Raw genomic sequence first — 21,260 nt, forward strand, 5'->3', positions numbered from 1 at the left:
TGTCGGTTCCGGTCGAAAAGTGAGCAGGTGATTCCGGTCGAAAAGTGAGCACCCTTCGATTGGAGAGTGATCACTGTGGAGGATTGGGCCGAGATTCGCCGGCTGCATCGGTCGGAGAAGCTGTCGCAAGCGGCGATCGCGCGACGGCTGGGCCTGTCGCGGAACACCGTGGCCAAGGCGCTGGATTCGGAGTCTCCGCCGCGCTATGAGCGGGCGCCGGTGATGACGTCGGCGTGGGCGCAGATCGAACCGGCGGTGCGGGCCGTGCTCAGCGAGTATCCGACGATGCCGGCGACGGTGATCGCCCAGCGTGTCGGGTGGGCCGGTGGGCATTCCTGGTTCAGTGAGAACGTCGCCCGTATCCGATCCGAGTATGCGCCGGTCGATCCGTGCGACCGGTTGGTGCATCTGCCCGGTGAGCAGGTGCAGTGCGATTTGTGGCTGCCGGGCCGGGTGGTGCCTGACCATGCGGGGGTGTTGCGGTCGTTTCCGGTGTTGGTGATGGTGGCCGCCTATTCGCGGTTTATCGCCGCGGTGATGCTTCCCTCGCGGGTCACTGGGGATCTGCTGGCCGGTATGTGGCTGCTGCTGTCGCAGTGCATCGGCGCGGTTCCGCGAACGCTGTTGTGGGACAACGAAGCTGGTATCGGTCAACGTGGCCGGCTGGCCGAGGGGGTGGCCGGGTTCTGCGGAGTGTTGGGCACCCGGCTCATCCAGGCCCGACCCTACGATCCCGAAACCAAGGGGCTGGTGGAGCGCGCCAACGGTTACCTGCGCTCGTCGTTTCTGCCCGGACGCCAGTTTGGCTCGCCCGCACAGTTCAATACCCAGCTCGCCGATTGGCTGGCCCAGGTGGCCAACCCGCGCACGCACGCCACTACCCGCATGATCCCGGCCCAGGCTCTGGGTGCTGATCGGGCGGCGATGGCGGGGCTGCCGCCGGTGGCGCCGAGTACGGGCACCACGATGACCACCCGGCTGGGTCGCGATTATTACGTCAGCATCGGCGGCAACGCCTACTCGGTGCATCCGGAGGCGATCGGCCGGATGATCAGCGTGAGCGCATCGCTGGATCGGGTGGTGGCCCGCTGCGGGGACCGTGTGGTAGCTGATCATCAACGGCTTTGGGGCACAGCAGGATTAGCGTCAGACCCCGAGCACCGGGCCGCGGCCTCAAGGATGCGGGAGACCTTCCGCAACCGCCCAGCAGTGGCTGCTCATCTCGACATCGAAGTCCAAGTCGCTGATCTGGGCACCTATGACGCGGTGTTCGGCACTGGGGAGGTCGCCTGATGGCCACCAAACGCGCCCCGGCCCCCGGTGAAGCCGACAAACTGATCGCCCATCAAGCCCGGCTGCTCAAAGCACCGCGNATCGCCGCCCACTACAGCCGCCTGGCTGAGCAGGGCCGCGCCGCGGGCTGGTCGCTGGAGGACTACCTGGCCGCCGTGCTGGCCGTCGAGTCCAACGCCCGCGCGGAATCCGGGGCCCGCCAACGCATCCGTTATGCCGGTTTCCCGGCGATCAAAACGATCACCGACTTCGACTTCACCGCCCAACCCCACGTCGATCGCGCCCAGATCGCCCGACTGGAAGCCGGCGGCTGGCTAGCCGAAGCCCGCAACATCGTGCTGCTCGGCCCACCAGGCACCGGCAAAACACACCTGGCCACCGCGCTGGCGATCGCGGCCGCCCAAGCCGGCCACCGCGTCGCATTCGCCCCGGCCACCGGCTGGATCACCCGCCTCGCCGAGGCCCACCGCATCGGACGATTGGATGCCGAGCTGCGCAAGATCTCGCGCATCGGGCTGATCGTCATCGACGAAGTCGGCTACATCCCCTTCGACACCGAAGCGGCCAACCTGTTCTTCCAACTGGTGTCGACCCGATACGAGAAGTCATCGATCATCTTGACCTCCAACCTGCCGTTTTCNCGCTGGGGCCAAGTATTTGGCGAGGCCACCATCGCCTCGGCGATGATCGACCGCATCGTGCACCACGCCGACGTCATCGCCCTCAAAGGCGCCAGCTACCGCATCAAACACACCGCAATCGAGTCCCTGCCCTCCGTCGAAGCCGACCGTCAGGCAGACTCAACCCCGTAACCCCTGCTCACTTTTCGACCGGAAGAAACTGCTCAGAATTCGACCGGAAGCGACAGGCACACCGCAATCGAGTCCCTGCCCTCCGTCGAAGCCGACCGTCAGGCAGACTCAACCCCGTAACCCCTGCTCACTTTTCGACCGGAAGAAACTGCTCAGAATTCGACCGGAAGCGACAGGCGCCCCGTTGGGTTAACGACGATTCGTGTTTCGGCGAGGCGCCGGAAACCGTCGAGCATGCCCGCGACGGGAAGCTTGAGCTGCGACGATGTGGTGCGCTTGTACCGATGCGGAGCCGGTGGCGACCCGATGGGGTCACGCGCGTCGCCGCTCCGCATCCGTCTGCGACGCGGGCCGGCACACGCGGGCGCCGGCCGCGCGTTCGGCAGCCGTCCAGCAAACTGTGCGCACGGCGCGGGCCCGGCGCCGGGCGGGCGACCGCCGAGCGACGAAGTGCCCGCCTTCTAGCGACAAACCGGCGGCCGGCGGGGCGGGCGAACGCGCCGCCGATGGGGCCCATCCTGGCACCGCTCACCGCATCGCCCGGGCACCCGGCCACTCCACTGTTGGCGAACGCTGAAAGCCTCATCACCTGCGTAGATTTGCCGCTGAGTTAATCGCTAGACCGCGCGTCGCGGCCGGGGAGCCGACGCATTGCGACACGGTCACGGATGCATACCTATCAGCTCATCACTGGTCACATTTGCCCCGCTGCTCACTATCGTCACAGGAGCCAACTATGGACGTCAACGCGGTGTCCAACCCCCTCGAAAGGTGTTACATGTCGGCGTTTCTGCGAAGTGTGTCGCTATCGATGGCGTCGGCGGCCGCTGTCGGATTCGTCCTCGTGGTGGGACCCGCGCCAACCGCGAACGCCACACCGTGTGGGGCTCCCGAAGCCAACGTGGACCCGCCCGCCGCGCCGCCGGCGATGCCCGCACCGCAGCCGGTTGTGCAGCCGCCGACCGGCCGCAGGCCCACCCACACCAACGACCAGGCGCCGCTGCCCAAGCTGGGTCCGCTGATCTCGTCCTTGCTCAAGCCGAGCGCACCGGGCCGGCAGTACTCCGCACCGGTGCACCCGCGGGCCGAGGGGCCCGGGCCCGACCCGTCCGCACCGATGTATCCGCAAGCCGAGGTGTTGCCGCCGGGACCCAACCCGCCCACACCCGGCGGGGCGGTACCGCCGAATGCCAACCAGCTGCGCCCGAACGCCGCCCCGATGCCGCAGCCGCAGCCCCAGCCGCAACCCGCGCCGGGTCCGCCGCCCCCGTCGATCGCGGGCGCCCCGACGTCGCTGGTCGACTGGGTGACCGGACCCAACGGCCCGAACAAGACCCTGCAACGTTTCAGTATCTCCGGCACCGACCTCGGGATCGCTTGGGACAACGGCGATCCCGCCAACCGCCAGGTGCTGATGGCCTTCGGCGACACCTTCGGCTACTGCAAGGTGCACGGCCAGCAATGGCGCTACAACACGCTGTTCCGCAGCAACGATCACGACCTTTCGCACGGAATCCACATCGCCGACGGCGTGCCCAACGACAGGTACTCCGGCTCACCGGTGTGGGCGCCCGGGCTTTCCAAACAGGTCGTCAACACCATCCACAAGGCGGCGCACGAAACCGGCATCATTCCCACGTCGGGCATGTCGATGGGCAGAACCCAATACATGAGCTACATGTCCATCCGCCAGTGGGGCCGTGACGGCGAATGGTCGACCAACTACTCGGCGATCGCGCGGTCCACCGACAACGGCCAGAACTGGGGGATCTTCCCGACCTCGATTCGCACGGCGTCGCCGGATGCCATTCCGGGAGCCGGGTTTACGCCCGGCAACGAGAACTTCCAGATGGGCGCGTTCCTCAAGGGCAACGACGGCTACATCTACCAGTTCGGGACGCCCTCGGGGCGCGGCGGGGCGGCATTCTTGTCCCGCGTTCCGCCGAACCAATTGCCCGACCTGACCAAGTACCAATACTGGAACGGCGACAACGGTGGGCACTGGGTGGCAAACAACCCCGGTGCGGCGACGCCGATCTTCCCCGGCCCGGTGGGCGAGATGTCGGCCCAGTACAACAGCTATCTCAAGCAATACCTGGTGCTCTACACCGACGGCGGCAGCAACGACGTCGTGGCGCGGACCGCGCCGACCCCGCAGGGGCCGTGGAGTCCCGAGCAGCCGTTGGTGTCCTCGTTCCAAATGCCCGGTGGCATCTACGCGCCGATGATCCATCCCTGGTCCTCGGGGCGAGACCTGTACTTCAACCTGTCGCTGTGGTCGGCATACGACGTGATGTTGATGCACACCGTTCTGCCGTAGAGCTGTCCCATCCGGTGGCCGAGTGAGAGGAGGGCGACGATGATCGCCTTGGAGTATCACGACGACAGTTGCGGCCTGGCCGACCCGCTCACTCCGCTCGCCGCGGCGGCGCTGCCCGACGACGTGCCCGCCTCGTCGGCGGCAGACGTCACCGGGCGCCGGGACGACGACGGTGCGGAGGGTCACACGGTGTTCGACGGTCACCGTCCGGATTTCTGGACTATAGGCAGGCCAGGGCTGCGCGACATCGAGGTGTGCATCGAGAGCACCCGCGCGGACGGCGCGATCAGCCTGGGCCTGGTGGTCAACGGCCTGGATTGCAGTGGTGTTCCGATTGACCAGGCGCTTTCGCTCGCAGACGCCCGGGGGGATGCGGGCGTCTGCGGCGTCAGCTGCCGGGGAGGCGGGCACCTCAAGGCCAGTTAGGCCGCGGCGGAACGCATTTGGTGCGACGTCGCCGTCACGGCGGGGGCAACGGGATCCACCGCTTGCCGTCCGTCGTCCATCCGCACGGCAGGTAGTTCCAGTGCGCGGGCGGGCCGAAATCGAAACTCAGACACTTCGGTGCCAGGGGTGGCGGGGTCGGCGACGGCGGTGCCGGCTGGTTCTCGGCGTGAGCGGTGGCCCCGCTGAGAGTCAAGGCCCCAACGGCGATCAGTGTCGCGACTAGCTTCCGCATCGCAGGCCCGGCAGGTGTTATGCCCCGACGAGGCGACGGCCGCTACGTTTCTTCCCGCACACGCACCTCACCGATGGTAGTCCTGTTTCCCGCGGTTGGTGGGACGTGAAGTGCTTCAGGCCCCCGGCTGTTGGGTGGCGGGCGGCCGGGCGAATTAACCACGTCCGCCGCCCGCAAACGATTTCTCGTGCTACTCAGCGTTGTCTGTGCGATGAGCGAGCCAGGCGGCTGCTCGTTGGGAGGCTCTCCGATAGGGTTCGGGTACGGTCACGAGGCGGCTTGCAATCACTTGCGGGTCAACGAGATCAGCAGCGATCAGTGCCTGAACGAAGTTCTGGTCTTTCTCCCGTAGTGCGCACAACTTCGCAACACACAAGTCTTCCTTGTCGAGGCACCATCCGATGTATTGAGGTTCGCCCGATGGGGCGGCGGTGTTCTCGTTCTGCACTTTGACCAGCCGATCGCGCCATCCGTCGGGCAGCGCCGAGGTCTGCAGGTCCACGCCGTCGATACTGAAACCGTGAAGTCGCTCAAAGGGGGAGAACTCGCCCGCGGCTCCCTCGAGTTCATCTGCAAGACGGGCGATTTCGCCCGTGTCGTCGGTGATGGGCAGGACGTCGACTTCCACCGACCTGGTGGCGTAGAAGGGCAGCTGGTCCTCGGTGTAGGTGCCGAGGATCGCTTGGGAGCCGACGATGATCACTTCAGTCAGTCCGGCGATTTGGCAGGCGGCCCGGATGGCGTGCTCAAGCTGGTCTCGCCGCATCAGCGCACCGTGCGCAGAACGCGGATGCGCTCCTCATCGGGGAGCAGTCCGCCCATCGGTGAGACTTCGCGCATTTCGATGCAATCGCGGCCGAGTCCGGTAAGGACGCGATGAAGGCCGGGGACGTCACCGTCTCTCACGAGCGATTCCCAGCGGTCGAGATTTCTCATGTGTGGTTGGCCGGTGACGCCGGACCTCAACCGTCGCAAGTTGCGCTCGATCACGGGTTTCCATTGGGTGAGGGTCGACCGTGTCAGGTGTCTGGCCAGCTCGCGGTGCAGTTTCCACGAGCGGCGTTCTGAGCGTGTGAGCGTGGGAGCGACTGGTTGGCGGGTGATTTCGAGTCGGTACCCCATACAGGACAGCAGTCGGTCGAGCTGCTCATCGCTGAGTTCGACCTTGTCCGAGAGGAACTGGCTGATGCTCGGCTGGTGCACACCGCTGAGCCGAGACAATTCGGACTGGGTGGTGCCGGTTTCGTGCATCACCGTCCGTAAGACGTCGCTCTGCCCGCTCATGCCAAACTATAGCATTTTTTACTATAGGTGCGGCGGGTCTTCCTTGGTGCGAGTGCCGCACGATGAGGCCCGCGCTTCGACGCACTTCCAGCTAGGGAATCCAAGATCGCTGCATTTGATGCTGTCGGTGAAGGTCAGGGGGTGTCACCGATCAGCCGAAACAACTGTCACGCATCAACCGAAACACTGTCAGGCATCACCCGACATAGATCCGTCAAGCATCAGCCGAAGTCATACAATCCCACCTGTGCCCCACCTGTGCCCCCGGCAGGATTCGAACCTGCGACACCGGCTTTAGGAGAGCCGTGCTCTATCCCCTGAGCTACGAGGGCGGACGGCCCGAGCTTACCGGGGCGGCGCGCCGAGAACCGAAATCCGCCGTCAGCGCAGTTCGGCGATGACCTTGGCGAAGTTGTCGATGTGGTTGTCCTGCACGGTGAAGGACGAGACGCCGTACTTGTCGCGGTAGGCCGACAAGGTGTCGGCGATGTCGCGCGGCGAACCGCTGAGCACCGACGGCATCGACAGGATCTGCTCGTCGGTCAGCTCGGGCGAGTAGCTGCGGGTCAGCTTGAGGTCGGGCTCGGTCTCACCGACGCGCGGCATGGCCGTGATGGCCAGATTCAACTCGAGCGAGTCGAACCGATCGCCGGCCGCGTTGCGGACGAACTCGACGCGCTCGGCGAACGGGTCCTCGACGTCGCGCACCTTGGCGCCGGTCAGCCCGATGATGTCGGCATTGCGGGCGGCGATGGTCAGCACCCGGTCCCCGTTGCCGGCGATGATCAGCGGTGTCGACGGGTGGTGTTCCTTGAGGTACTTCGTCATGTGTTCGAGGTAGTCGACCCGCTCGCGGGCGCTGGGATACGGGATCTCGGCGGCTTCGAACTCTTCGCGGACATACCCGGTGCCCAGCCCGATCTCGAGGCGGCCGTCGCTGAGCAGATCCAGGGCCTGCATGTCCCGGCTGAGCAGGGCCGGCTTGTAGAACGCGGAATTGAGCACGTACATGCTCAGCCGCAGCGTCGTGGTGACCATGGCGACCGCGGTCAGCGTCGGGAACGGCGCCGCGGCGCCCAAATGGTCAGGTACACAAAGGATGTCAAAGCCGGCGTCTTCGGCGCGCTTGGCCTTGTCGAGCAGCGCCTCCCGCGACTTGTAGAACCGCATGCTCATTCCAAAGCGAAAGTCCTTGGCCACCAACACTCTCCGTTCAATGATCCGACATTGACCAACAACGGGCGGCATCCGCCAACCCCTGGATCAGGGCGCCGGTCACCGGCGATAAGCCGTCGTCGCCGGGCAGCGGGCTGCGCGGGCTGAGCCCCCGGACCCGCGCCGAGAGCTCCAGCTGGACTCCGCCGTCACGCACCCGATTCACCGGGTTCGCCGGGTGCAGGCCGCGCAATTCGGCGGGGATGTCCTCGAGGTCGGTGATCACCCGGTAGCCGGCCAACCGGACGTGCCGGGCCAAATGATCGGCCAGCGCCCGGTTGCGGCCGCCGGCCAACAGTTGGGTGCTGCGACCGTCGCGGCCATACCCGTGCAGCGACACCGCAACGTCGACGTGGTCGAGGAACTCGGCCAGCCGCGGCGACTCGGCCGGGTCGAACCGGGCCGACGGCAGGTGATGCGGATAGGCGGCGGGATGGCGCACCACGTACACCGACGCGCCGGCGGCCGCGGCGGCGCGTTCGGCGATCACGTCGGTCATCTCTTCCAGCCCGCCGCCGTGAATGGCCAAAAACCCGAAGCCCGAACGCAATTGGCTGGACTCAGTCACGCCGGTAACACGCAGCAGTGCCGAAAGCGATTGCGGCCCAATCCCATTCGAAGGCGACGTGGCTCGCGGACTGGGCCAGCCGGCGGGGTCCCAGCGGCGCAAGAAGTCGATCCAGCGTTGCGGCAACCCGTGCTGGGTGGCGCCGTCGACGATCTTGGGCAGGTAGCCCGGCCGCGGCGGGCCCGGTGTCACCCGGTGGTCGATGTACACCCAGGCCGGCGCCGGCCCGTCATCGGTGTGCACGGTGAGCCGGTCGCGCCGGTAGCGCACCGGCACCCCCTCGGCGCTGTCCAGGGTCGCCAAGTCGCCGTCGGAGATCCGCCACACCACGCCGTGCACCTGGTTACCGGCCAGCGGTTCGACGGTGGCCACGCCGCGCTGATTGATCAGCCAATCGTGATCGGCCAGCACCGCGGGCCGCGGATCGGCCGCGTCGGGACAGCGCTGCGCCATCTGCCGTGCGCACAGGTTCGACCCGTATGCGAAGTAGAGGTGCCGGCGGGCCGGCATTCAGCCGGTCACCGTCAGCCAGATGAGCACCATGTTCAGCAGACTAATCAAGATGCCCACGCCCCAGCCAAGGATCGTCGTGATGCGGTGGTTGGCGTCGGACCCCATCAGCTCGCGGTCGCTGGTCAGCTTGATCAACGGCAGCACCGCGAACGGTATCCCGAACGACAGCACCACCTGGGACAGCACCAGGGCGCGGGTGGTGTCGTATCCGACCGCCAGGATCAGCAGCGCGGGGCACAGCGTGATCAACCGGCGCACCACCATCGGAATCGAGCGGTGCAGCAGCCCCTGCATGATCATGGCGCCGGCGTAGGCACCCACCGACGACGATGCCAGCCCGGAGGCGAGCAACCCCACGGCGAACATCACCGCGATGGTCGCGCCCAGCGTGTTGTGGATCGCGGTGTACGCGCCCTCGATCGAGGCGCTCACGTCGCGGTGCTGCAGGTTGGTGGCGGCGATCAGCAGCATCGCGGCGTTCACGGTGCCGGCCACCGCCATCGCCAGTACCACGTCCCAGCGGGTGACGCGCAGCAGCAGGCGGCGGTGCGGCCCCTCGTCGGGGTGCCCGTGCCGGTCCAGGACCAGCCCCGAATGCATGTACACCGCATGCGGCATGACGGTGGCGCCCAGGATGGCGGCGGCCAGCAGCACGCTCTCGGTGCCGCGGAACCTCGGGAGCAGCCCGGACAGCACCGCCTCCGGGGGCGCGGTCTTGACGAAGAAGCTGGCCGCGAACCCGATCGCGATGACCAGCAGCAGGCCGGTGATGACCCGTTCGAAGAGGATCTGGCCGCGCCGGTCCTGGATGCCCAACAGCAGCAGCGCCACCACGCCGGTGATCAGCCCACCGGCCAGCAGCGGCAACCCGAACAGGATGTGCAAGGCGATGGCCCCGCCGACCACCTCGGCCGCGTCGGTGGCGATGGCCACCAGCTCGGCCTGAACCCAATAGACCAGCCGCGCCGGACGGCTCATCCGCTTGCCGATGGTTGCGGGCAGGGAGCGCCCGGTCACCAGCCCGAGCTTGGCCGACAGGTACTGCACCAGGCCGGCCAGGACGTTGGCGGCCACGATCACCCACAGCAGCAGGTAGCCGTATTGCGAGCCGGCGCTGACGTTGGCCGCGACATTTCCCGGGTCGACGTAGGCGATGGCGGCGACGAACGCGGGCCCGAGCAGGTACCAGTTGCCCTTGAGCGAGCCCTGGGTGCGCTGCGCCAACGTCGACCTCGATTCCCATCAGGCGAATAAGAAAGTGAGGGTAGTCGAACATTGCCGCCGTGCCGTCGGCGGCCACGGCGTTTCCGTCGTCCCGGCTTACTCCGGGCGGTAGAGGCCGCGCCCGGTGATCAGCGGCAGGTCCAGCGTCGTGACGATGCCCGGCGGGGCCGCCACCACCGCGGGGATCGCGTTGACCACCCGCATCGCGGTGGCCACCAAGCCGGCGTGGTTGTGATCGCCCTTGCGGCTGCTCAGGCAGATGTCCATGGCATACGACGGTTCGCCGGTGACCTCGATGCGGTAGGAGCCGCCGTGCTGCGCGGGCTGCGGCCAGTCGGGGCACAGGTCCTCGCGCAGCCGGGTGACGTGTTCGAGAACGACGACGGGACGGCCGTCGACCATCCCGAACACCTCGAAGCGCAGCGCCGCGGCGGTGCCCTTGGCGATGTGACCCGCCGCGATGTCGAAGTCTTCGGGTGCGGGCACCCGCACGTGCTGCTGGGTGACCTCGTCGAGCGAAACACCCAGTCCCGCCGCCAATTGCCGCACCACCGATCCCCAGGCGAGGCTGAGCACGCCGGGCTGCAGCAGCATCGGGACGTCGTCCAGCGGCTTACCGAATCCCATCACGTCGAACATGACCGCGGCGCTGTCGTAGGTCGCGTAGTCAACGATCTCCATGCACCGGATCTGCTGGATGCTCTGGCAGGTGCCGGCGAGCGCCAGCGGCAGCAGGTCGTTGGCGAAGCCGGGATCGATACCGTTAACATACAGGCTCGAATTACCTTGCTGCGCAGCCTCTTCCAGCGGTTTGATCAGCTCGTCGGGGATGACCTGCCACGGATACTGCAAGAAGACCGGACCGCTGCCGACGATGTTGATGCCGGCGGCCAGGACGCGCCGGTAGTCGTCGAGCGCCTCGGGCAACCGATTGTCGGCCAGCGCGTTGTACACCGCGCAGCGCGGTCCGGTGGCCAGCACCGCGTCCAGGTCGGTGCTGGCGAGCACCCCCGTCGGCTGCGCCGGCCCGGCAAGTTCTGCCGCGTCTTTGCCGGCCTTGGCGTCCGAGGACACCCAGACGCCGGTCAGTTCGAATTGCGGATCCGTGATCAGCGCCCGCAGCGCATGGATACCGACGTTGCCGGTGCCGAGCTGGACGACGGGTATGGGCATGACATGCTCCTCAGCGGTCGGGGGTCACAGGTCCGGGACGGGGATGTCGAGGTTGGGGTAGGTCAACCCGCCGTCCACCTCCAGCGTCTTGCCGGTCAAAAACTCCCCGGCCGGGGACGCCAAATACACTGCGGCAGCGGCGATGTCGACGGGGTCGCCGAGACGGCGCAGCGGGGTGGCCTTCTCCATCGGCGCCCGCAGCTCGTCGTTGGAGGCCACCACGTCGAGCGCGGAGGTGAGGATCGAGCCCGGCGCGATCGCGTTGACCCGAATCCGCGGGCACAGATCCAGGGCGGTCAGCCGGGTGTAATGCGACAGCGCGGCCTTGGCCGTGCCGTAGGCCGCGAAACCCCGCCCGGCCAGCCGGCCCATGGTCGAGGTGATGTTGATGATGTTCCCGCCCCCGGAGTGCTCCAGCATCAGCGGCACGGCCGCCACGGTGAGTGCGTGGGCGGTGGCGACGTTGAAGGTGAAGGCGTCCTTGAGATCCTTCGTCGAGGTGGTCAGCAGCGTGTTGGGCATGGTGCCGCCGACGTTGTTGACGACGATGTCTAGTTTCCCGAAGGCCTCGACGGCCCGGCCGGCCAGCTCCGCGGTGGACTCGGGATGCGCCAGGTCGGCGGCCACCACCTGCGCCCGACGACCGGCGGCGCGGACCTGCTCGGCGACGGCTTCTAGTTGCGATTCGGTGCGCGAGGCGATCAGAACGTCCGCGCCGGCCTCGGCGAAGGCAACCGCGATGGCCGCCCCGAGGCCGCGGCCCGCACCCGTGATGACGGCGACTTTGTCGTCGAGGCGGAACCTGTCAAGGATCATGGCGGTCTCTTTTCTTTCGGTGTCAGCCGACACGGTAGCAAGCCACGCCGTCCCAGATCCGGGCATTTCTGGAACAGGTTCTACTTTTCCTCCGGCGCCGCTCACGCGCCGCCCGGCGCTACCGCCGGTCGCGCGCGGTGCGCACCGGCGACGGTGCCGCACCCGCGGCCTCGGGAAACGGCTTGAGGGTCAACCTGTTTGGTGCCAGGGCGCCGCGTGCGGCTCCGCTCGGCGAGCCGACCGACCGCCCGCGGCGGGCCGATCCGTAACACCCTCGCTTCGCTTTGCTGTCATGCCCCGGCGATTCGGCGTCGCCGCCTGGCTTCTGCCGACGTCGACGCGGCGTGTTGCGCCGTTCAGCGAAGGCCGCCGAACAGTTTGCTCATAGTTAACCTTGTTACTGTTAGCTTCGTGGCTGCGAGGCGGGCTGGTCGGCACGCGGTTGCCGGTGGACCGGCGGCGAACATGTTTCATCCCTACCGTGAGGAAGCGAATTGAAACTCAACCGATTTGGTGCCGTGCTGAGCGTCTTGAGCGCCGGCGCGCTGGTGTTGTCGGGATGCGGAAGCGATAACAACGGGGCTGGCGCCGGCGCCGGCGGCTCGTCGTCGAGCAAGGTGAGCTGCGGTGGCAAGAAGGCCCTCAAGGCCAGCGGCTCGACCGCCCAGGCCAACGCGATGACCCGATTCGTCAACGCCTTCGAACAGGCCTGTCCCGGCCAGACACTGAACTACACGGCCAACGGTTCCGGTGCCGGGATCAGCGAATTCAACGGCAAGCAAACCGATTTCGGTGGTTCCGACTCGCCGCTGGCGCCCAGTGAATACGCCGCGGCGCAGCAGCGTTGCGGCTCGCCGGCCTGGAATCTGCCGGTGGTTTTCGGCCCGATCGCCATCACCTACAACGTCGCCGGGCTGAACTCGCTGAACCTGGACGGCGCGACCGCCGCCAAAATCTTCAACGGCGCCATCACGACGTGGAATGACCCGGGGATCCAGGCGCTCAACCCCGGCGTTGCCCTGCCCGCCGAGCCGATTCACGTCGTCTTCCGCAACGACGAATCCGGCACCACCGACAATTTCCAGAAATATCTCGATGCCGCCGCCGACGGCGCTTGGGGCAAGGGCGCCGGCAAGACCTTCAAGGGCGGCGTCGGCGAGGGAGCCAAGGGCAACGACGGCACCTCGGCGGCGATCAAGGCCACCGAAGGGTCCATCACCTACAACGAGTGGTCGTTCGCTCAGGCGCAGAAGCTGAACATGGCCAAGATCATCACGTCGGCCGGTCCGGACGCGGTGGCGATCAGCGCCGACTCGGTGGGCAAGACGATCGCGGGAGCCAAGATCTCCGGCCAGGGCAACGATCTGGTGCTCGACACCCTGTCGTTCTACAAGCCCACCCAGGCCGGGTCGTACCCGATCGTGCTGGCCACCTACGAGATCGTCTGCTCGAAGTACCCCGACCCCCAGGTCGGCACGGCGGTCAAGGCGTTCCTGCAGAGCACCGTCGGCGCCGGCCAGAACGGTCTGGCCGACAACGGCTATATCCCGATCCCCGACGCCTTCAAGTCGAGACTGTCTGCTGCCATCAACGCGATCACCTAACCTGAGGTGGTCGTGACACGAGGAACAGCAACCGCGCAGCTGCCCGCACCGACGACGCTGAACGCGCGGGTATCGCGGCGGGGCGACCGGCTGTTCAAGGCGATCGCCGCCGCCGCCGGGTTCACGATCGTGGTCGCGATCGCGTTGATCGCGGTGTTCCTGTTGCTGCGTGCCGTTCCGTCGTTGCGCGTCAACCACGCGAACTTCTTCACCAGCGCCCAGTTCAGCACCAGCGACCCGCATCGGCTCGCGTTCGGCATCCGCGACCTGCTCATGGTCACGGTGCTCAGTTCGCTCAGCGCGCTGGTGCTGGCCGTCCCCATCGCGGTCGGTATCGCGGTGTTTCTCACCCAGTACGCGCCCAGACGACTGGCCCGCCCGTTCGGCGCGATCGTCGACCTGCTCGCCGCGGTGCCGTCGATCATCTTCGGGCTGTGGGGGATTTTCGTGCTGGCCCCCCAGCTCGAGCCGGTGGCGGCGTTCCTCAACCGCCACCTGGGATGGTTCTTCCTGTTCAAAACCGGCAACGTGTCGTTGGCCGGCGGCGGCACCATCTTCACCGCCGGCGTCGTGCTCTCGGTGATGATCTTGCCGATCGTCACGTCGGTGTCCCGCGAGGTCTTTCGGCAGACCCCGCACATCCAGATGGAAGCCGCACAGGCCCTGGGCGCCACCAAGTGGGAGGTGGTGCGGATGACGGTGTTGCCGTTCGGCCGCAGCGGCGTGATCGCGGCCTCGATGCTCGGGCTGGGCCGGGCCCTGGGCGAGACGGTGGCCGTGCTGATCATCTTGCGGTCGGCGGCCCGCCCGGGGCACTGGTCACTGTTCGACGGCGGCTACACCTTCGCCTCCAAGATCGCCTCGGCGGCCGCGGAGTTCAGCTCGCCGCTGCCCACCGGCGCCTACATCTCGGCGGGTTTCGCGCTGTTCGTTTTGACGTTCATCGTCAACGCGCTCGCGCGGGCGATCGCCGGCGGCAAGGTCAACGGATGACCCGGGCCGTCGACGCGCTCGACCGGCCGGTCAAGACCGAGGTGTTCCGGCCGCTGAGTGTGCGGCGCCGGATCACCAACAACGCCGCGACGATCTTCTTCCTCGGCTCGTTCGTCGTCGCGCTGGTGCCGTTGATCTGGGTGCTGTCGGTGGTGCTGGAACGGGGCTGGTACGCCGTCACCCGCTCGGGGTGGTGGACCCACTCGCTGCACGGCGTGCTGCCCGAGCAGTTCGCCGGCGGCGTCTACCACGCGCTGTACGGGACCGTGGTGCAAGCCGGGGTGGCCGCCGCGATGGCCGTGCCGCTGGGCCTGATGACCGCGGTCTTCCTGGTCGAATACGGGTCCGGCCGGCTGGTGCGGCTGACGACCTTCATGGTCGACGTGCTCGCCGGGGTGCCCTCGATCGTGGCGGCGCTGTTCATCTTCAGCCTCTGGATCGCCACGCTGGGCTTCCAGCAGAGCTCGTTCGCCGTCTCGCTGGCCCTGGTGTTGTTGATGCTGCCGGTGGTGGTGCGCTCGGCCGAGGAGATGCTGCGGTTGGTGCCCGACGACCTGCGCGAAGCCAGCTATGCGCTGGGCGTGCCGCAATGGAAGACCATCGTGCACATCGTGTTCCCCATCGCGATGCCCGGCATCGTGTCGGGCATCCTGTTGTCCATCGCGCGGGTGATCGGGGAAACCGCGCCGGTGCTGGTGCTGGTCGGCTACAGCCGATCGATCAACCTGGACATCTTCCACGGCAACATGGCCTCGCTGCCGTTGCTGATCTACACCGAACTGACCAACCCCGAACACGCCGGCTTCCTGCGGATCTGGGGTGCGGCGCTGACCCTGATCATCATTGTCGCGGTGATCAACGTCGTCGCCGCGGCCACCCGATTCCTGGCCGGTCGCCGGCGCTGACGGCGTCAGGACCTCGAAGCCGCCTTCTTGGCGGGCGCCTTCTTGGCCGCGCCCTTCTTCGCGGGTGCCTTCTTGGCGGCGGTCTTCTTGGCGGGCGACTTCCTCGCCGGCGCCTTGCCGTCCCCCGAGCGGGCCTTCACGCTGGCCTCCAGCTTGGCCAGCAGATCGGAGACGTCCTCGGTCTCGTCCAGCTGCTTGGGTTGCTCCTCGGTGGTAAACGCTTCTCCGCCTTCGAGTTTGGCCTGAACCAGCTCGTGCAGCTGTTCCTGGTAGTCGTCGTGGTAGCGGTCGGGGTTGAAGTCTTCGGCCATCGACTCCACCACCTGGCCGGCCATCTTCAGTTCGGCCGGCTTGATCTCGACCTTCTTGTCCAGGATGGGGAAGTCCGGGTCGCGGATCTCGTCGGGCCACAACAAGGTGTGGATCACCATCACGTCGCGCTTGCCGAAGTCCTTGACCCGCAAGGCCGCCAGCCGCGTCTTGTTGCGCAACGTGAAATGCACGATCGCCATCCGGTCCGTCTCCGCGAGCGTCTTGGCAAGCAGCACATACGATTTCGAGGACTTCGAATCCGGCTCCAGAAAATAGCTGCGGTCGAACAGCATCGGGTCCACCTCGTTGGCCGGGACGAACTCGAGCACCTCGATCTCGCGGCTGCGTTCTTCGGGCAAGGTGGCGATGTCGTCGTCGGTGATGATCACCATCTGGCCGTCGTCGGATTCGTAGGCCCGGGCGATGTCGCGGTACTCGACGACCTCCCCGTCCAGCTCGCACACCCGCTGGTACCGGATACGGCCGTTGTCCTTGGCGTGTACCTGGTGGAACTTGATGTCGTGGTCTTCGGTCGCGCTGTACACCTTGACCGGGACGTTCACCAGCCCGAACGCGATGGAACCCTTCCAGATGGAGCGCATGTAAGTCAGTATGCCCACACCACCCCCGGATAAGCGTCTAACGACGCAAAGCGGCCTGCACAGCGGCCCGATCCGGCAGGTCGGCCCCCGCGCGCGCGATGGTCAGCGCCGACGACAGGCTGGCAGCGTCGAGCGCCGAGGTCAGGGTGTCGATCCCGATGTCCCGCAGCGCGCCGCGCCGGTCGCCGCCCAGCAACCCCGCTTCCCACAGCGCGTCGAGCAGCCCGGCCATGAAGGAGTCGCCGGCGCCGACCGTGTCGACCACCCGCACCGCGCGCGTCGGCACCCGGGCGGTTCCGGCCGCGCAGTAGCCCACCGCGCCCCGGTCGGCCATCGTCACCGCCACGACGGCCGGACCCAGCCCCAGCCAGGTCTGCGCGAGTTGCTCGGGCGAGCGGTCGGGATCGATCCAGTGCAGATCCTCCGCGCTGACCTTCACGATGTCGCTGCGCTCGACGAGGTGCTCGATGCGCGACACTGCCAGTTCCCGGTCGGCGATCAGCGACGGCCGCACGTTCGGGTCGAACGTGACGGTGGCCGACACGCGGTAGGTGTCGATCAACGCCGCGACCGCCAGACAGCCCGGATCCCGCACCGCGGCAATGGATCCGGTGTGGACGAACAGCGGGGGTGCCACCGGCGGTGTCCCGGACAGCCGCCAGTCCAGATCGAACTCGTAGTCGGCCGAACCGTCGGCCGCGATGGTCGACCGCGCCGTCGCCGTGCGCTCGGCGGCCCGGCTTTCCGAAACCAGCTGCACCCCAGCGTCTTTCAGGTAGGCGGCGATGCGCCGGCCATGGTCGTCGTCGGCGAGGTAGGTGAGGAAGTCGACGTCGCGGCCCAGCCGGCCCAGTCCGACCGCGACGTTGAGCGGGCTGCCGCCGACATACTCGGCATCCTCGACGATGTCGATCAGCGACTCGCCGATCACCAGCCCGCGGGTCATCGCACCAACTCTTCGAGCGTCGCGCGAGCTCCCTTGCGGTGCAACGATTCCAGGGCCCAGCTGTAGGCCTGCACGAACCGGGGCTGGTGCGCCAGGTCCCCGAACACCCCCGCGATCTCGATGAACGCCGTGGGATTCTCGTACTGCGAGCGGGCGATCGGGATCAGCGAGTCCGCCAGCTGGTCCACCACCTCGAACGGCTTACCCCACTCGTCGGTGCCCTCGGCGTAGCGGGCCCAGCTGGCCACGGCCGCGGCCGCGATCCGCACCGAGCCGTCGTTGGCCAGGTTGTCGTTGATCACCGGCAGCAGCCATTTCGGGATGCGATCCGAGGAGAAGGCGCACAGCCGCGCGATGGTGTCGCGCACGCCCGGGTTGGTGAACCGCTCGATCAGCCGGTGACCGTAGTCGTACAGGTCGATCCCGGGCACCGGCGGCAGCGTCGGGATGGCCTCGGATTCGAAATAGGCCCACAGGTATTCGGCGAACAACGGGTCGCGCGCGGCTTCGTGGACGAACTCGAACCCGCACAGATGCGCGAAGTAGGCCAGGCACTGATGGCCCGCGTTGAGCATCCGCAGCTTCATCAGCTCGTAGGGCGCGACGTCGTCGACCAGCAGCACGCCGGCCCGCTCCAGCGGCGGCCTGCCGTCGGCGAACTTGTCTTCGAGCACCCAGGCGGTGAACGGCTCGGCCACCACCGGCCAGCGGTCGTTGACGCCGAAGTCCCGCCGCACCTCGGCGGCCATCTGCAAGGTGGTGGACGGCGTGATCCGGTCGACCATCGAACTCGGGAAGCACACGTGTTCGTCGACCCACTCGGCGAGTTCGGGGCTGCGGGCTTCCGCGTTCGCCAGCACGGCGCGCCGCGCGATCTCGCCGTTGTTCTCGATGTTGTCGCACGACGCGATGGTCGGTGCGGCGATCCCGCGGCGCCGGCGCCGGTCCAGGGCCTCGACGATGAACGCGAACGCCGGCCCCTCCGGGTCGCGGTAGCCGCCCTCGGTGATGGTCAGCGAGATGATCCGGGTGGTCGGCGCCGCAAGGACTTCCAGCGCCGACTCGGGGTCGTCGGGCGCGTAGCGGTAGTCGATGATCGAGCCGATCACGTGGGCGTCGCGGCTGCCGTCGGGCTTCTCCAGGATCAGCGTGTAGAGCCCGTCCTGGTCGTTGAGCACGTCGCGCATCGTCCAGTCGGCGGGCATCACGCCCACCCCGCAGATGCCCCACTCCCGGGCCAGGCCGGCCTGCAGCAATCGGTCGATATACATGGCCTGATGCGCGCGGTGGAAATGTCCGGCACCGATGTGCGCGATACCGACGGTGACGCTGCCGCGGTCGTAGTTGGGCGCCTCGATGGGCAGCGTGGGCAGCGTCGCGTTGTTCAGGTTTATCCCGTCAGCCTCCATTGGCCAACTCCTCCCGGGCCGCAGCGCGGATGGTTACCGGGCTCGCAGCACCTCTCGACGGTACGACGGCCGCGGGCCAAAAGCTAAATGCCCGGCGGCGAGGACCAGTTGAGGACCAGTCGATGTCCTAGGCGAGTGAAGATCCTGCCGCCGGCACGGCCGACGAGAGCAGGACATCGGCAAGGGCGCGCCACGAGTCGGTAATCGCGACCGCCCCGGCGTCGATCAATTCCGCACGGCGGCAATCCCGTTCGTCGGGCAGCACGAACATCAGGTTGCCGACGGTGGCGTAGCCGGCGGCGACCGCGGAGCTCACGCCGGCCACCGAGTCTTCGATGGCCAGCCCTTGTTCCGGCGCGACGCCCAGCACCTGCCCGGCGTGCAGATACACCGCGGGGTCGGGCTTGCTGGTCGGCACCGGAAGGGAATCCTCCGCGCTGAACCGCACCGACGCCGGGATCAGCGGATCCAGGCCGGTGGCCGAAAAGCAGCCGGCGAGGCGCTTGAGGGCGCTGGAGCTGACCGCTGCCAGCGCGTACCGCGACGCCAGATCCTGCAGTGGCGCAAGCACTTCGGGGTCCGGTCGCAGGGTGGCGGCCAGATGCGCGGTGACCTGCTCGCGCTCCTGCAGTACCCACTGCTCGAGTTCATCGGCGCACAACGCCCGATCCGCCGCCGTGTCGTCGGCCGACGCGACGACGGCCTCGGGCCGGCCCTGCGCCAGGGTCTGGTCGATCGGCACACCGGACGCCACCGCCAGGTCCAGGGCGGTGCTGCGGAAGTTCTTGCCGACCGCCTGCTTGCGCAGCTGCTCCGCGGTGAACGGGGCGGCCACGCCGAACCGGGCCAGGAAACGGTTGATCACCTCGACGGAGGCGGCGAAAGCCGGTCTCTCGGAAGGGAACAGGTTGTCGTCGGCGTCACAGAGCAGGGTGGTGATCGGTGCCGGGTCGAATTCCCGCACCAGCGTCAGTCCCTCGGGTTTCATCGCGCCACCAACTCCCGGGAATCGTCCTGCAACGATTGGCGCAGCGTGGCAATCACGCCGTGCTCGTCGATGCTGGCGACCATCTCGCCGAGGCGCTCGGAGAATCCGGGCACCAACCGGAGATCGGCCAGGATCTCGTGCCGCAGCAACGGATCCGGGTTGTTGCCGGCCATGTTCGCCAGCTTGGTCAGCAGATCCGCCTCCGGGTCGTCGATGCGGATCTTGCGACCGTTCAGGTCGTAGCCGCGCAGGTAGCGCGCCCAGCCGGCCAGCGCCAACATCAGCAGCGTGTGCGGTCGGTCCTGCGCGATCGCCTCGTGTAGCGACGGCAGCAGGAACGAGGCGATCTTCGTCGATCCCCGCCGCGCCAACCGGGACAACTGGTCGCTCATGCGGGGATTGCCCAGCCGGGTGAGCAACGTGTCGCGATAGTCGGGCGTGTTCATCCCGGGCACCGGGGGCAGCAGCGGCTGCACCTCGTCGCGCATGAGCCGCTCGACGTAGTCGAAGATGACCGGATCCTTCATCGCTTCGTCGGTGCGCCGGTAGCCGGCCAGCGTGGCCAGACAGGCCAGCGCGATATGGGTTCCGTTGAGCAGCCGGGTCTTGATCAGCTTGTGGTCGCTGACGTCCGTCACGAACTGGACGCCGACCTCGTCCAGCGGCGGGCGGCCGTCGCTGAAGCTGTCTTCGATGATCCACTGACTGTGCGGTTCGGTCAGCACCGGCCAGTTGTCGGCGACACCGAAGGTGCGCTCGACGAATTCGCGCTCCGAGTCCGACGTCTGCGGCGTGATGCGGTCGACCATGGTCGACGGGAACGCGACATGCCGGTCGATCCAGCGGGCCAGCCCCGGGTTCTTCAGCGCGGCGAACGACACCAGGGCGGTGCGCGCCGCCTGGGTGTTGTCGGGAATGTTGTCGCAGCACAGCACCGTGAACGGCGCGATGCCCGCGCGGCGACGCTGCTCGAGCGCCTCGGTCAGGTATCCCCACGCCGTGCCGTAGCAGCCCGACGCGACAAGGTCGGCGCGCACATCGGGGTGGTCGGCGTCGAACTCGCGGGTGACCGGATCCAGGAAGTACCCGTTGGGGGTGATGGTCAGGCTGACGATGCGGGTGCGCGGATCCGTCAGCGCCGCGCGGACCGCTGCGCCGTCATTCGGTGCGTAGTGGACAGAGCCGATCGAGCCGACGACGCGCGCGGTTTGGTGATCGTGGCCGCGCTGCACAACGGTGTAGAGACCGTCCTGGGCGGACAGCAGATCCTTCACGTCGTGCGAGCGAAGGCTGATCGCGCTGACACCCCACTGATCGGAAATGCCCGAGCAGGCAAGGTCATCGAAGTAGACGGCTTGGTGGGCACGGTGAAAATTGCCCGCTCCGATGTGCACCACACCACGTTGCAGTGCCGACCTGTCATAGGTCGGCACGTCGATTCGTTGCGAATGCAGGGGCAGGGTGGCGTTACTCAGCGGAAGAGCCCGCATGCGGCGCCGAGCGACGACTCGCGAAAAGCAGTCGATATAACTCATTGCGGGCCAAATGTACCGCCGATCAAGGGGGTCTGACCAAGTTCAGTATTCGGGGCCCGCGCCGCCGCG

At 67.4% G+C, this 21,260-nt stretch carries 20 protein-coding genes and 1 tRNA gene; 7 read left to right on the plus strand and 14 right to left on the minus strand.

Going from position 1 to position 21,260, the window contains the following annotated elements; all coding sequences use genetic code 11:
- Positions 1–75 precede the first annotated feature (75 nt).
- From istA to H7I87_RS26555, 4 genes are all read left to right on the plus strand, one after another.
- Positions 76–1,293, plus strand: coding sequence for an IS21 family transposase (gene istA / locus H7I87_RS26540; RefSeq protein ID WP_023870547.1), 1,218 nt, complete (start codon positions 76–78; stop codon positions 1,291–1,293).
- Complete coding sequence (gene istB, locus H7I87_RS26545; protein ID WP_023861565.1) at positions 1,293–2,105, plus strand: IS21-like element ISMyma9 family helper ATPase IstB; 813 nt, start codon at positions 1,293–1,295, stop codon at positions 2,103–2,105. The genes istA and istB overlap by 1 nt, the downstream gene beginning before the upstream one ends.
- 736 nt (positions 2,106–2,841) lie before the next feature.
- A complete protein-coding gene (locus tag H7I87_RS26550) occupies positions 2,842–4,425 on the plus strand; it encodes a glycoside hydrolase family 183 protein (protein ID WP_003872878.1) in 1,584 nt (527 codons plus the stop codon).
- Between the two features lie 39 nt (positions 4,426–4,464).
- Positions 4,465–4,851 carry a hypothetical protein gene (locus tag H7I87_RS26555; RefSeq protein ID WP_003872877.1) on the plus strand — a complete coding sequence of 129 codons (387 nt, stop codon included), beginning with the start codon at positions 4,465–4,467 and terminating at the stop codon, positions 4,849–4,851.
- A gap of 34 nt (positions 4,852–4,885) precedes the next feature.
- Here the strand turns inward: H7I87_RS26555 and H7I87_RS26560 are convergent, their stop codons facing one another.
- From H7I87_RS26560 to H7I87_RS26600, 9 genes are all read right to left on the minus strand, one after another.
- Entirely contained in the window at positions 4,886–5,104 is a 219-nt protein-coding gene (locus tag H7I87_RS26560) for a hypothetical protein (RefSeq protein WP_016705560.1), read from the minus strand.
- Between the two features lie 190 nt (positions 5,105–5,294).
- The gene (locus H7I87_RS26565; RefSeq protein ID WP_033713172.1) at positions 5,295–5,870 is read right to left on the minus strand and encodes a DUF6036 family nucleotidyltransferase; all 576 of its coding nucleotides are present in this window, start codon (positions 5,868–5,870) and stop codon (positions 5,295–5,297) included.
- The gene (locus H7I87_RS26570; protein WP_224111441.1) at positions 5,870–6,388 is read right to left on the minus strand and encodes a helix-turn-helix domain-containing protein; all 519 of its coding nucleotides are present in this window, start codon (positions 6,386–6,388) and stop codon (positions 5,870–5,872) included. The genes H7I87_RS26565 and H7I87_RS26570 overlap by 1 nt, the downstream gene beginning before the upstream one ends.
- Positions 6,389–6,647: 259 nt before the next feature.
- Positions 6,648–6,720 (minus strand) — tRNA-Arg (locus tag H7I87_RS26575).
- Between the two features lie 49 nt (positions 6,721–6,769).
- Complete coding sequence (locus H7I87_RS26580) at positions 6,770–7,594, minus strand: LLM class F420-dependent oxidoreductase (protein ID WP_016705553.1); 825 nt, start codon at positions 7,592–7,594, stop codon at positions 6,770–6,772.
- Between the two features lie 7 nt (positions 7,595–7,601).
- On the minus strand, positions 7,602–8,681 hold the full coding sequence (locus H7I87_RS26585; RefSeq protein WP_023871370.1) for a poly-gamma-glutamate hydrolase family protein: 1,080 nt from the start codon (positions 8,679–8,681) through the stop codon (positions 7,602–7,604).
- Positions 8,682–9,908 (minus strand): Nramp family divalent metal transporter, encoded by a 1,227-nt coding sequence (locus H7I87_RS26590; RefSeq protein WP_023871369.1) that lies wholly within the window; start codon positions 9,906–9,908, stop codon positions 8,682–8,684.
- 96 nt (positions 9,909–10,004) lie between these two features.
- Positions 10,005–11,081, minus strand: a complete 1,077-nt coding sequence (locus tag H7I87_RS26595; protein ID WP_023871368.1) for an NAD(P)H-dependent amine dehydrogenase family protein — start codon at positions 11,079–11,081, stop codon at positions 10,005–10,007.
- Between the two features lie 24 nt (positions 11,082–11,105).
- Positions 11,106–11,897, minus strand: a complete 792-nt coding sequence (locus tag H7I87_RS26600; RefSeq protein WP_023871367.1) for an SDR family oxidoreductase — start codon at positions 11,895–11,897, stop codon at positions 11,106–11,108.
- A 494-nt stretch (positions 11,898–12,391) separates the two neighbouring features.
- On the opposite strand from H7I87_RS26600, the gene pstS reads away from it, so the two are divergent.
- From pstS to pstA, 3 genes are read left to right on the plus strand one after another with little or no spacing between them, the layout of a single operon-like run.
- Positions 12,392–13,501, plus strand: a complete 1,110-nt coding sequence (gene pstS, locus H7I87_RS26605) for a phosphate ABC transporter substrate-binding protein PstS (RefSeq protein ID WP_010949005.1) — start codon at positions 12,392–12,394, stop codon at positions 13,499–13,501.
- Positions 13,502–13,540: 39 nt separating this feature from the next.
- On the plus strand, positions 13,541–14,494 hold the full coding sequence (gene pstC / locus H7I87_RS26610) for a phosphate ABC transporter permease subunit PstC (RefSeq protein WP_029248391.1): 954 nt from the start codon (positions 13,541–13,543) through the stop codon (positions 14,492–14,494).
- On the plus strand, positions 14,491–15,399 hold the full coding sequence (gene pstA, locus H7I87_RS26615; protein ID WP_011723908.1) for a phosphate ABC transporter permease PstA: 909 nt from the start codon (positions 14,491–14,493) through the stop codon (positions 15,397–15,399). The genes pstC and pstA overlap by 4 nt, the downstream gene beginning before the upstream one ends.
- Positions 15,400–15,404: 5 nt before the next feature.
- On the opposite strand, the gene ku is transcribed toward pstA, so the two are convergent.
- The 5 genes from ku to H7I87_RS26640 all read right to left on the minus strand — a co-directional run bounded on the left by ku (position 15,405) and on the right by H7I87_RS26640 (position 21,146).
- Complete coding sequence (gene ku, locus H7I87_RS26620) at positions 15,405–16,313, minus strand: non-homologous end joining protein Ku (RefSeq protein ID WP_009975180.1); 909 nt, start codon at positions 16,311–16,313, stop codon at positions 15,405–15,407.
- Positions 16,314–16,350: 37 nt separating this feature from the next.
- Positions 16,351–17,259: a carbohydrate kinase family protein gene (locus H7I87_RS26625; RefSeq protein ID WP_023869651.1), complete on the minus strand. Its 909-nt coding sequence runs from the start codon at positions 17,257–17,259 to the stop codon at positions 16,351–16,353.
- Positions 17,256–18,668, minus strand: coding sequence for a mannitol dehydrogenase family protein (locus H7I87_RS26630; RefSeq protein WP_003877478.1), 1,413 nt, complete (start codon positions 18,666–18,668; stop codon positions 17,256–17,258). The genes H7I87_RS26625 and H7I87_RS26630 overlap by 4 nt, the downstream gene beginning before the upstream one ends.
- Positions 18,669–18,795: 127 nt before the next feature.
- Positions 18,796–19,656, minus strand: coding sequence for an HAD family hydrolase (locus H7I87_RS26635; RefSeq protein WP_009975185.1), 861 nt, complete (start codon positions 19,654–19,656; stop codon positions 18,796–18,798).
- The gene (locus tag H7I87_RS26640) at positions 19,653–21,146 is read right to left on the minus strand and encodes a mannitol dehydrogenase family protein (RefSeq protein WP_009975186.1); all 1,494 of its coding nucleotides are present in this window, start codon (positions 21,144–21,146) and stop codon (positions 19,653–19,655) included. Before H7I87_RS26640 ends, H7I87_RS26635 begins: the two co-directional genes overlap by 4 nt.
- Between the last annotated feature and the right edge of the window lie 114 nt (positions 21,147–21,260).

Source organism: Mycobacterium timonense, from assembly GCF_025821985.1.
GTDB lineage: Bacteria > Actinomycetota > Actinomycetes > Mycobacteriales > Mycobacteriaceae > Mycobacterium > Mycobacterium avium.

What these genes read in the sequence shown, in the direction of transcription:
- H7I87_RS26595 (WP_023871368.1), bottom strand. Translation starts at nt 11,081, where the DNA reads ATGCCCATACCCGTCGTCCAGCTCGGCACCGGCAACGTCGGTATCCAT.
- H7I87_RS26555 (WP_003872877.1), top strand. Translation starts at nt 4,465, where the DNA reads ATGATCGCCTTGGAGTATCACGACGACAGTTGCGGCCTGGCCGACCCG.
- ku (WP_009975180.1), bottom strand. Translation starts at nt 16,313, where the DNA reads ATGCGCTCCATCTGGAAGGGTTCCATCGCGTTCGGGCTGGTGAACGTC.
- H7I87_RS26560 (WP_016705560.1), bottom strand. Translation starts at nt 5,104, where the DNA reads ATGCGGAAGCTAGTCGCGACACTGATCGCCGTTGGGGCCTTGACTCTC.
- H7I87_RS26630 (WP_003877478.1), bottom strand. Translation starts at nt 18,668, where the DNA reads ATGGAGGCTGACGGGATAAACCTGAACAACGCGACGCTGCCCACGCTG.
- H7I87_RS26585 (WP_023871370.1), bottom strand. Translation starts at nt 8,681, where the DNA reads ATGCCGGCCCGCCGGCACCTCTACTTCGCATACGGGTCGAACCTGTGC.
- H7I87_RS26640 (WP_009975186.1), bottom strand. Translation starts at nt 21,146, where the DNA reads ATGCGGGCTCTTCCGCTGAGTAACGCCACCCTGCCCCTGCATTCGCAA.
- H7I87_RS26565 (WP_033713172.1), bottom strand. Translation starts at nt 5,870, where the DNA reads ATGCGGCGAGACCAGCTTGAGCACGCCATCCGGGCCGCCTGCCAAATC.
- H7I87_RS26550 (WP_003872878.1), top strand. Translation starts at nt 2,842, where the DNA reads ATGGACGTCAACGCGGTGTCCAACCCCCTCGAAAGGTGTTACATGTCG.
- pstA (WP_011723908.1), top strand. Translation starts at nt 14,491, where the DNA reads ATGACCCGGGCCGTCGACGCGCTCGACCGGCCGGTCAAGACCGAGGTG.
- H7I87_RS26635 (WP_009975185.1), bottom strand. Translation starts at nt 19,656, where the DNA reads ATGAAACCCGAGGGACTGACGCTGGTGCGGGAATTCGACCCGGCACCG.
- H7I87_RS26600 (WP_023871367.1), bottom strand. Translation starts at nt 11,897, where the DNA reads ATGATCCTTGACAGGTTCCGCCTCGACGACAAAGTCGCCGTCATCACG.
- H7I87_RS26625 (WP_023869651.1), bottom strand. Translation starts at nt 17,259, where the DNA reads ATGACCCGCGGGCTGGTGATCGGCGAGTCGCTGATCGACATCGTCGAG.
- H7I87_RS26570 (WP_224111441.1), bottom strand. Translation starts at nt 6,388, where the DNA reads ATGAGCGGGCAGAGCGACGTCTTACGGACGGTGATGCACGAAACCGGC.